Annotated in this window: 9 protein-coding genes and 2 pseudogenes; 1 reads left to right on the forward strand and 10 read right to left on the reverse strand. The window is 67.2% G+C overall.

Going from position 1 to position 9,489, the window contains the following annotated elements; genetic code table 11:
• The 10 genes and pseudogenes from RHOFW104R8_RS11545 to RHOFW104R8_RS11590 form a co-directional block, all read right to left on the reverse strand.
• On the reverse strand, positions 1-1,086 hold a 1,086-nt coding region (locus RHOFW104R8_RS11545), incomplete at its 3' end, for an efflux RND transporter permease subunit (protein WP_161487803.1).
• Positions 1,083-2,405: an efflux RND transporter periplasmic adaptor subunit gene (locus tag RHOFW104R8_RS11550; RefSeq protein ID WP_068095478.1), complete on the reverse strand. Its 1,323-nt coding sequence runs from the start codon at positions 2,403-2,405 to the stop codon at positions 1,083-1,085. The genes RHOFW104R8_RS11550 and RHOFW104R8_RS11545, both read right to left, overlap by 4 nt.
• Entirely contained in the window at positions 2,402-3,685 is a 1,284-nt protein-coding gene (locus RHOFW104R8_RS11555) for a TolC family protein (protein WP_068095476.1), read from the reverse strand. Before RHOFW104R8_RS11555 ends, RHOFW104R8_RS11550 begins: the two co-directional genes overlap by 4 nt.
• Before the next feature lie 82 nt (positions 3,686-3,767).
• On the reverse strand, positions 3,768-4,220 hold the full coding sequence (locus RHOFW104R8_RS11560; RefSeq protein ID WP_407071442.1) for a hypothetical protein: 453 nt from the start codon (positions 4,218-4,220) through the stop codon (positions 3,768-3,770).
• Positions 4,221-4,276: 56 nt separating this feature from the next.
• Positions 4,277-4,729: a DUF411 domain-containing protein gene (locus tag RHOFW104R8_RS11565; RefSeq protein ID WP_068095481.1), complete on the reverse strand. Its 453-nt coding sequence runs from the start codon at positions 4,727-4,729 to the stop codon at positions 4,277-4,279.
• An 85-nt stretch (positions 4,730-4,814) separates the two neighbouring features.
• Positions 4,815-5,387: pseudogene (locus RHOFW104R8_RS11570) on the reverse strand (c-type cytochrome); the annotation flags it as partial.
• Positions 5,388-5,396: 9 nt separating this feature from the next.
• Complete coding sequence (locus RHOFW104R8_RS11575) at positions 5,397-6,587, reverse strand: copper resistance protein B (RefSeq protein WP_082823607.1); 1,191 nt, start codon at positions 6,585-6,587, stop codon at positions 5,397-5,399.
• Entirely contained in the window at positions 6,584-8,347 is a 1,764-nt protein-coding gene (locus tag RHOFW104R8_RS11580; protein ID WP_068095470.1) for a copper resistance system multicopper oxidase, read from the reverse strand. The genes RHOFW104R8_RS11575 and RHOFW104R8_RS11580 overlap by 4 nt, the downstream gene beginning before the upstream one ends.
• A gap of 111 nt (positions 8,348-8,458) precedes the next feature.
• A complete protein-coding gene (locus RHOFW104R8_RS11585) occupies positions 8,459-8,788 on the reverse strand; it encodes a hypothetical protein (RefSeq protein WP_153023050.1) in 330 nt (109 codons plus the stop codon).
• Positions 8,789-8,915: 127 nt separating this feature from the next.
• Positions 8,916-9,242, reverse strand: a complete 327-nt coding sequence (locus RHOFW104R8_RS11590) for a hypothetical protein (protein WP_068095466.1) — start codon at positions 9,240-9,242, stop codon at positions 8,916-8,918.
• A 132-nt stretch (positions 9,243-9,374) separates the two neighbouring features.
• Here RHOFW104R8_RS11590 and RHOFW104R8_RS17400 point away from each other — a divergent pair.
• Positions 9,375-9,489: pseudogene (locus tag RHOFW104R8_RS17400) on the forward strand (23S rRNA (adenine(2030)-N(6))-methyltransferase RlmJ); the annotation flags it as partial.

Raw genomic sequence — 9,489 nt, forward strand, 5'->3', positions numbered from 1 at the left:
CGAGCGCAGGTGCCCCAGAAACAACACGCAGACCAGCGTCACCACCAGGAATTCTTCGAACAACTTGCTCCACAGATTGCTCACGGCGGCGTCGATCAGCCGCGAGCGATCGTAGGTGGGCACGATCTCGACGCCGGCCGGCAGGCTGCGCTGCAGTTCGGCCAGCCGTGCTTTCACGGCGGCGATGGTGGCCTTCGCGTTCTTGCCCGTGCGCATCACGATGATGCCGCCGACTACTTCACCTTGCCCGTCCAGTTCGGCGAGGCCACGGCGAAACGTCGGGCCACGCCGCACCGTCGCCACATCGCGCAGCAGCACCGGCACGCCGCCGGCGTTGGCGGTGATCGGCACGTTTTCGAAGTCCGTGCGGCTCTTCAGGTAGCCTTCGCTGCGCACCATCAGCTCCGCTTCACCCTGTTCGATCACCGAACCGCCGTTGGCGCCATTGGCGCTGCGCACTGCATCGACCAGTTGCGCCACGGTGATTCCGCGCGCCGCCAGCGCCTGCGGATCGGGCACGATCTGCCACGCCCGCTCCATGCCGCCCAGGGTGGCGACTTCGGCGACATTCGGCACGGTCTTGAGCTGATAGCGCAGGAACCAGTCCTGCAGCGCGCGCAACTGGCCGAGGTCGTGCTGGCCGGTGCGATCGATCAGGGCGTATTCGTAGATCCAGCCGAGTCCCGTCGCATCGGGACCGAGGGCGGGCGTGACACCGGCCGGCAGGCGATCGCGCGCCTGGCTCAGATACTCCAGTACCCGCGAGCGGGCCCAATACAAGTCGGTGCTGTCATCGAACAGCACATCGACGTAGGAGTCGCCGAAGAACGAAAAGGCGCGCACCGTCGTCGCGCCGGGCACCGAGAGCATGGTGGTGGCGAGCGGATAGGTGACCTGATCCTCGACCACCTGCGGCGATTGGCCCGGGTAGCTGGTGCGGATGATCACCTGGGTGTCGGACAGGTCGGGCAGCGCATCGACCGGCGTATGCAGCGCGGAGAACACCCCGACCGCCGCCAGTGCCAGCGCGGTCAGCAGCACGAACACGCGATGCGCGATCGCCGCACGGATCAGGGCGGCGATCATCGTCCGTCTCCCATCGGCATGCCCGGCATTGACACACTCGTGGCCGAAACCGGTTTGGCAGAGGTGCTATTCAGGCGCTCCAGCGCACCCGACAGGCTCGCCTCCGAATCGATCAGGAACTGGCCGGAGACCACGACCTTTTCGCCGCCCGTGAGGCCGTCGAGAATTTCCGTATAGCCGCCGGCTGCACGCCCGATGCGCACCGATACAGCACGGAAATGGCCATCTCCCTCGGCAAGGATGACTCGCGTGTGGATGCCCGTCGCGATCAGCGCGTCGTCCGGCACCACCGGCACGGCCGCGTCCGGAGTCGGATTGAGTTGCACGGTGGCAAACATGCCCGGACTCAAGCCACCGTCGGGATTGTCGAGCACGATGCGGGCGCGCTGGGTGCGCGTCATCGCATCCACATCCGGCAGCAGGGTTTCCACGTTGCCGGGAAACGATCGACCCGGCAGGGCATCGACCGTGACCACCACCGGCGTGCCACGGCGCACCGTGCCGGCTGCCGCCTGCGGCAGGGCGGCCTCGATCCACACGGTGGACAGGCCATTCACGGTCATCAAGGTTTGACCGGCAGTGACACGCTGGCCTTCACGCACGTCCAGTGTCGTGACGACGCCCGCCTGCGGGGCGTGCAGCGTGATCGCCGCACCCGCGCCATGACGCGACGACCGAATATCGGCAGGCGTCAGGCCCAGCACCTGCAGGCGTTCCCGCGAAGCCGCGCGAAGGCCTTTCGCGTCGGCCGACTGCACATGCTGAAGCGCATCGTATTCGGCCAGTGCACTGCTCCATTGCGGCGCCAGCAGTTCGGCCAGCGGCTCACCTGCTTTGACCACGGCATACGGTGCGCGTACGTCCAGCTTGCTCACTACCGCATCGGTGCGGGCGCTGATGGTGATGGCTTGCCGCAGATCCCACGTGACCGTACCCGGTACCCGGATCGCCGACGCCAGCACGCGGCGCTCCACCGGAGCGGTGCGCACACCCAGGTTCTGCACCGTCGCCGGATCGATCCGGACGACATCCTTGGCCACCCCTTCATCGGTCGGCTTCTCATCAGCCGGCTTCTCATCGGCATATTTGGGCACCATCTGCATGCCCATCGGCGACAGGCCCGGCTTGTCGAAATGCTGCTGCGGCACCATCGTGTCGTACCAGTACAGGATTTTTTTACCGCCGCCTTCCGGCGAGGATGCGGTGGTATTGGCCTGCGATGGTGTCGATGACGAATGATCGCGGCCACCGAAGTAGCCGATCAGGAGCAGAGCGGCCGCCAGTAAAACTGCGACGAGCATCATCAGTACGCGCTTCATGGCGTCGTCTCCGAATTAGGCAATAGATAGGCCAACGCCGCCCAGGCACGGCCGTACTCGGCCTGCATGCGGGCGTAATCGGTGTGGTGGGTGATCTCATCTCGACGGGCATCCAGCAAGGGCTGGATCTCACCGCCGCCGCGGTACGCGGCGAGCGCCAGAGCCGCGCGGTCATTGGCCAGCGGGAGCAAGGCATCGCGATGCCGGCGCACTTGCTGGCCGAGCGATTCCCATTGCGCCCAGGCCGACTGGATCGCCTCGGCCTGCTGGCGGCGGGCGTCATCGTGTTCGGCGTGAACCGCATCGAGGTCAGCCGCGCGGGCGGAAATGCCCCGATCCTGCCGGTTGCGCGTGAACAGCGGCAGGCTTACCCCGACCTGCAACGACACCATGTCGGACAAGCCCCGCACACGGGAGCCGTAGCTCAGGCCGACGTTCCATTCGGGATGCTTGTCGGCACGGGCGGCGGCAAGAGCCGCCTCGGCGGCCTGTTCGCGGGCCGGCCACCCCAGCAGGTTGCCCTGACGATCGAGGCTGGCCAGCAAGGACGCTTCGTCGTGCGGCAGCACGGCGAAGTCCGGCGCATCGGCCAACGGCTGTGCGGTCGATGAACCCAGCCAGCGCGCCAGGCTCGCGCGGGCCTGGTCCTCCCGTGCGCTCGCCTCATCGATGCGGTTTTCCAGGTCGAGGGCGGCCATGCGAACGGCCAATACTTCCGCCGCGCTGCCGGTGCCACCACGCAGTCGCGCTTTTGCCACGGCCACGTCTTGCGCCCACGCCCGCCGCATGGACTGCAGCATCATGGCTTCGTGGTGCGCGCCCCACGCGGTGATCCAGGCATCGGCCACCTGCTGCTGTATCGACAAGGTGGTCGCCACTTCCGACGATGCAGCCAAAGTCGCATTGGCGCTGCCCATCGCCCGTTCGGCCTGGCGCTTGCTGCGCGAAGGCAACACCTGGCTGACCCCGACGGTGCGCATGGTCATGCTGTCACCTCCGGCCGTAAACGCCCCCGGCCCCTGCACGGCCAGATTGCCAACCCCGACGGTGAGTTGGGGATCGGGCAGCGCACCCGCACGGGCCGCTTCCTGCCGGGCCGATTCCGACTGGGCACGGCGTGCCTCCAACATGGGGGCGCGCTCGATCGCCTGATGGATGGCGGCGTCAAGCGTAAGTGTCAGCGGCGGTTCGGCGGCGCATGCCGTCGCGGCCACGGCGTTCCACAGGAGCGTGGTCAGGCCCGCCACCATCAGGCGCCGGGCGAAATGAATGGACAACATGGGTGGACACTCCGTCGATCTGCGATTCGCGTCGTGCCACATGGGCACGGCGCCACGTCGGTAGATAGCGCGACGCGTCAGATCAAATCAGGAGCGAGCAGAACAACAATCGGGGTGTGGGTGGCGGCGCGCGCAAACGGTCACGCCGCAACAGGATCCGGTCCGACGGCAACGCCACGGCCGCTGCGGACAACGACATCGGCGGCAGCGCCGGCAGCGCACTGAATGGCACCGATGCCGTGCGGGCATCGACCTGGGTGGCGTGATCGGGCTGGCAGTGCTGCTGGCAAAGAGGATCGACCGGAGCCGCCGGCATTTCCGCGCAGCCGTCGCCCATCGCCGCCATCAAAGACACATCCGCCTGCGTCGCCACCGCGGCCGGTGATACCGGCACGGTGGTACAGGCGTACGCAGCCACCGCCACCTGTTGCCACAACAGCATCAAGGCCACCAACCATGCAAGGCGGCGGCGGGTACGCGGGCGGATGTGGAATGCGCGCTTCATGCCATGGCTACTGTAATGCAGACGGATCAAGGGCGTCATTGACACGGGTCAAGCGAGCGGCGGTGCGAATGACACTCCGGCGTCGCTCACACTTCCGGGCCGTGGCTCGCAAAGACCCGGGTCGAGCCGTCGCGGCCGATCAGCACCACGTCATAGCGCTCGGGCGCGCCCATCTCCATGCCGGGCGAGCCCATCGGCATGCCGGGTGCGGCGAGGCCGCGCGCGTTCGGCCGCTCGGCGAGCAGGCGGCGGATGTCCTCCACCGGCACGTGCCCTTCGATCACGTAGCCGTCGATCAGTGCGGTGTGGCAGGACATGGCGCCGGCCGGTACGCCGAGCCGCGTCTTCACCGCCGCCATCGGCTGATCCTGATGCACGGTGACGGTGTAGCCCTGCGCGCGCATGTAACCGACCCACGCGCCGCAGCAGCCGCAGGACGGATCGCTGTACACGTCGAACGCGTTCGCCGCCATCGCCGCCGGCGCGAGCAGCGCGGCAAACAACAGGCCGATGCCCATGCGGGAAAACCATCGTTTCATGGTCATTCTCCTGGTGTGGGTGCGGGTTGTTGCCGGATCGACGCCATCGCCCCGTTCGGTGTGGCTGTTGATGTAGTCATTGCTCATGCTCGTGCTCCGCCGCACCGTGACTGTGGCCGGCTGCGCCGGGCATATCCATGTCCATGTCTTCATCCGGCGGCGCCTTCGCCACGATGTCCTTGTACTGCGCCGGCGTCATGCCGGGCAGTTTCTGCAGGAACGCCACCATGCTCCAGATCGTGGCGTCGTCGTGGCTGGAACCCCACGCCGGCATCGCACTCATCTTGACGCCGTGCTTGATCACCCAGAACGCCTCGCGCGGGTCGGGCCGGAACTTCGACAATTGCGGTGGTTTCGGGTACAAGCCCGGGCGCATTTCGTTCTCGGCCATGCCCGGCGCCAGGTGGCAGCCGGTGCACATCGCGGCGTACTGGCCGGCACCCTTGAGGATCAGCTGCGGGTCGTCGAGGTTGGGCACCACGATGTCCTTTGCGTGATGCTCGATCGAGCGCTCGCGCAGCGCCTGCATCAGCGCGTAGACCGGTTTCGTGTGGTGGTCGTCGGCGCCGATGTTGTAGACGCCGGACCAGACGAAGGCACCGACGCCGGCGATGGCGACGACGCAGAGAATCGCGAGGGTGACGATGAGTCGTTTCATGGGCTTTCCTCAGAACCAGATGCGGACGCCGGCAACCCACTGCCGGTCGAAAACAGCCTGATGTTCGTCGCGGGCGAAGTCGGCGGTGGCACCAAAGCGGCGTGCCCAGACTACGCCGATGTACGGCGCGAATTCACGCCGGATCTCGTAACGCAGGCGCAACCCCAGCTTCGTATCCGTGAGACCGCTACCGATGCCACGTGCCGGGTCGGACCTGCCATGGAAGTTCACCTCCAGCTCCGGCTGCAGGATCAGCCGCTGGGTGAACAGCAGTTCATAGTGGGCCCGCAGGCGCGCCGCGGTGCGCCCCGAAGGCCCGACGTAGGCGGTTGCCTCGACCTCGAACCAGTACGGCGCCAGACCCTGCACGCCGAACGCGGCCCACTCCCGCTGCGGGCCGGCTCCGAAGTCATGGCGCGCACCCAGTTGCGTGCTCCAGAACGCGGCGACGGCGTGGTTCCACAACGCCTCGACCTCGCCATCTTCGAGCCTGCCGCGGCTACGCTCGCCCTCGCTGCGCAGCCACAGCTTGTCCGTGTCGCTGCCGTACCAGCCTTCGGCTTCCCACGACTGGCCGTTGCCGTTGTGGCCGTGGAACGCTTCCAGTTGATCGACCAGCAGCATGCCGGCCGGCGCGCTGCCGTGCATGTGCAGTCGGTGCGCGGGGCTGGCGGCGATGCCGTCGGAATAATCGCCGCTGCGCGCGCCCGCCGGTGCACGGCCGCCCTGCATCGGCACCATGGTCATGCCGGGCGCCGAATCCACATCATGCATCGCGCCGTGGTGCATGCCCGACATGTCGTGGCCGGATGTCATGGGCGTGGCAGGCGTCGAGCCGTGATCCATCCCGGTCATGGCGCCATGATCCATCTCCGCCATCGGGCCGTGATCCATCCCGCTCATGTCATGCATGCCTGCGGGTGAAGGTGCCGGCGTGTCCGGAGCATGCGGCTTCCTCGCCTTCTTGGCCGGCGCTTTCATCGTCGGCTTCGTGGCGCTGCCTGCGGTGGCCGGCATCGCCATGTCGTGCATGCCGGCGTGATCCATGCCCGGCATGGCACCCATCGCCATCGGCGCCGTACTGCTCGACGAGGCGGGAGCGCTCTGCGCCATTGCCGTCAGCGGCAACGCCAGCAGCAGAGCGGCCAGCAACGCCGAACGAAGCGAAACGATCGAAGTGTCGCGACGATGCATCCTCATGACACCACCACCTCGCGGAACATGCCCGCCTCCATGTGGTACAGCAGGTGGCAGTGGTAGGCCCAGCGGCCCGGCGCATCGGCCGTTACCGCATAGGTGATGCGCTGGGCCGGCTGCACGTTGATGGTGTGCTTGCGCACCTGGAACTGGCCGTCGGGATTCTCCAGCTCGCTCCACATGCCGTGCAGGTGGATCGGGTGGTTCATCATGGTGTCGTTGACCAGCACGATGCGCAGGCGCTCGCCGGTGTTGAAATGCACCGGCTTGGCGTCGGAGAACTTGATGCCGTCGAACGACCACATGAAGTGCTCCATGTTGCCGGTCAGGTGCAGCTCGATCTCGCGGCCGGGCTCGCGCGCATCGATCGGGCCGCCGATGGTGTGCAGGTCGGCATAGGTGAGCACGCGGCGGCCGTTATCGCGCAGGCCGATGCCTGGATCGTCGAGGTTGGTGCGCGGCATGTCGACATGCATGTCCACGCCGGGGCCGTATTCGGTACGGGCGTGGCGCACGACGGGTGCGGGTGCGGCCGCCATGCCGGCCATGTTGCCGTGATCCATGCCGGCATGATCCATACCGGGCATCGCGGCATGGCCGCCGCCGTGGTCCGCGTGCGGCATCGCGCCCATCATGTCCCGCATGCCAAGCCACACGCGCTTGTCCAGCGCCGGCACCTCGGCGGACATGCCCTGCCGCGGCGCCAGCGTGCCGCGCGCGTAGCCGCTGCGGTCGATCGACTGGGCGAACAGCGTGTACGCGCGCTCGTCCTGCGGCTCGACGACGACGTCGTAGGTTTCGGCCGCCGAGATGCGGAACTCGTCGACCGGCACCGGCTGCACGTCCTGGCCGTCGGCGGCGATCACCGTCATCTTCAGGCCGGGGATGCGCACGTCGAAGATGGTGGACGACGAACCGTTGATGAAGCGCAGCCGGATCTTCTCGCCGGGCTTGAAGATGCCGGTCCAGTTGCCGGCCGGCGCAGCGCCGTTCATCAGGTAGGTGTAGGTATAGCCGGAAACGTCGCCCAGGTCGGTCGGGTTCATGCGCATCTCGTTCCACATCCTGCGCATCGCCAGCGCCTGGCCCAATCCCTTCTCGCGCACGTCGCGGAAGAAATCCGGCACGGTCGGCTGGGCGAAGTTGTAGTAGTCGCTCTGCTTCTTGAGCTTGGCGTAGATGCGCTCCGGGTCCTCGTCGGTCCAGTCGTTGAGCATCACCACGTAGTCGCGATCGATCGGGTAGCGCTCGGGGCCGGCCGGTTCGATCACCAGCGGGCCGTACAACGCGTTCTGCTCCTGGAAAGCCGAGTGCGAGTGATACCAGTAGGTGCCGCTCTGGCGCACCTGGAACCGGTAGAGAAAGCTTTCGCCCGGCGCGATGCCGTCGAAGCTGAGACCGGGCACGCCGTCCATCCGGAACGGCAGGATGATGCCGTGCCAGTGGATCGAGGTGGGCACGCGCAAGCGGTTGGTCACGCGCAGGTTCACCGTGGTGCCCTGCTTCCAGCGCAGCAGCGGACCGGGCACGCTGCCGTTGACGGTGGTCGCGGGTCGCGCCACCCCGGTGAAGTTGACGGCGGTCTCGGCAACCTCCAGCGCGAAGTCGGTGCCGCTCAGCGCGGTGGGCTGGCCCGGGCTGGTCAGCGCCCAGGCATTCGACGGGCGCAGCAGGCCGAGGCCTGCCGCGGCGGTGCCGATGGCGACGCCCTGCACGAAACGACGTCGCGACAGATCGGTCGGCGACGGGGGCAACAGGTTCATGGAATCTCTCCAATGCGACGGCATCGAGCGCACCGATGCCGATCGCAAGCATGGGGCACACCGACCGGCACGCGATCGGCATGAGCAAAGCTCGGCAACAACGAGGGAGAGTCAGACCAACGGCGGTCGCAGCGGCGGTGCGGCAACCCGCGAGGGCGGGCTGATCCGCCGCGGCATCGCGTAAGCCGCGGTCAACGCCGCCGGGGTGAGTGCCACCGCGGCCGCCGGCGCCAGCGCGGTGATGCAGATCGCCGCGCAAGCGCCATGATGGGCGACCAGTTGGCCGCAACAATCCACCGGATCGGCCCCCGTGGACGCGATGCCCGTCACCGGCCCGGCTGGATCGGCATGCGCACCGGCCGCCGCGATCGGCACGGCATGGGCCTGGGGCATCCCGGCCATCTGCGGCGATGCGACCGCCAGCGAGTTGAGGACCAGCATCAGCCACGCCAACACGCCCATCGCGCGGAAGCGACGTGAGCGGACCAGCTGGCGCAGCGAGAAAGTCATGCGGCGAGCTTACCTGTGCGGCCCGACGCCCTCAACTCTGGAGGCGGGTTCCAGCGACTTACGGCTTGCTGAACCCCATGTGCAGCGTGATCTTGTCACCGGCTTTCAGGTCGGCCACGGCGACTGGGGGGAAATGCAGCTTGAGCGCCATGCCTTCGGATTCCGCCTCGACCAGGCCGGTCTTCGTATCCACTGTGGTCACCGTGGCCGGCATCATGTGCATGCTCTTCATGTTGCCATGCATGCCTTTCATCATGCCGGCGTGCTGCGCGCGCATGGAGCTGTTCGCGGGCATGCTGTCCTGCGCGGCGACCACGCCGCTGGCAGCCAGCGCCAGGGCCAGTGAACCGGCTATCGACACCAGCGATTTGCGTGACATGTTCATCTGGTCAGTCCTCATGGATGAGTTGCAGGACGCAACACATGCATCCTGCACCCGGCCATGTGTAGACCGGCTGAAATTTGCCGGCAGCTTTCGTTGTGCGGACCGGCTCGGCGCAGCCCCTATACTGGCGCCATGAATTACCGCCACGCCTACCACGCCGGCAATTTCGCCGATGTCCTGAAACACACGGTGCTGCTCGCGCTGGTCGAGGCGATGCAGGCCAAGCCCGCGCCGTTCTGCTACATCG

Origin of the sequence: Rhodanobacter sp. FW104-R8 (assembly GCF_001617365.1) — a bacterium.
In the GTDB taxonomy this organism is placed as follows: Bacteria; Pseudomonadota; Gammaproteobacteria; order Xanthomonadales; family Rhodanobacteraceae; genus Rhodanobacter.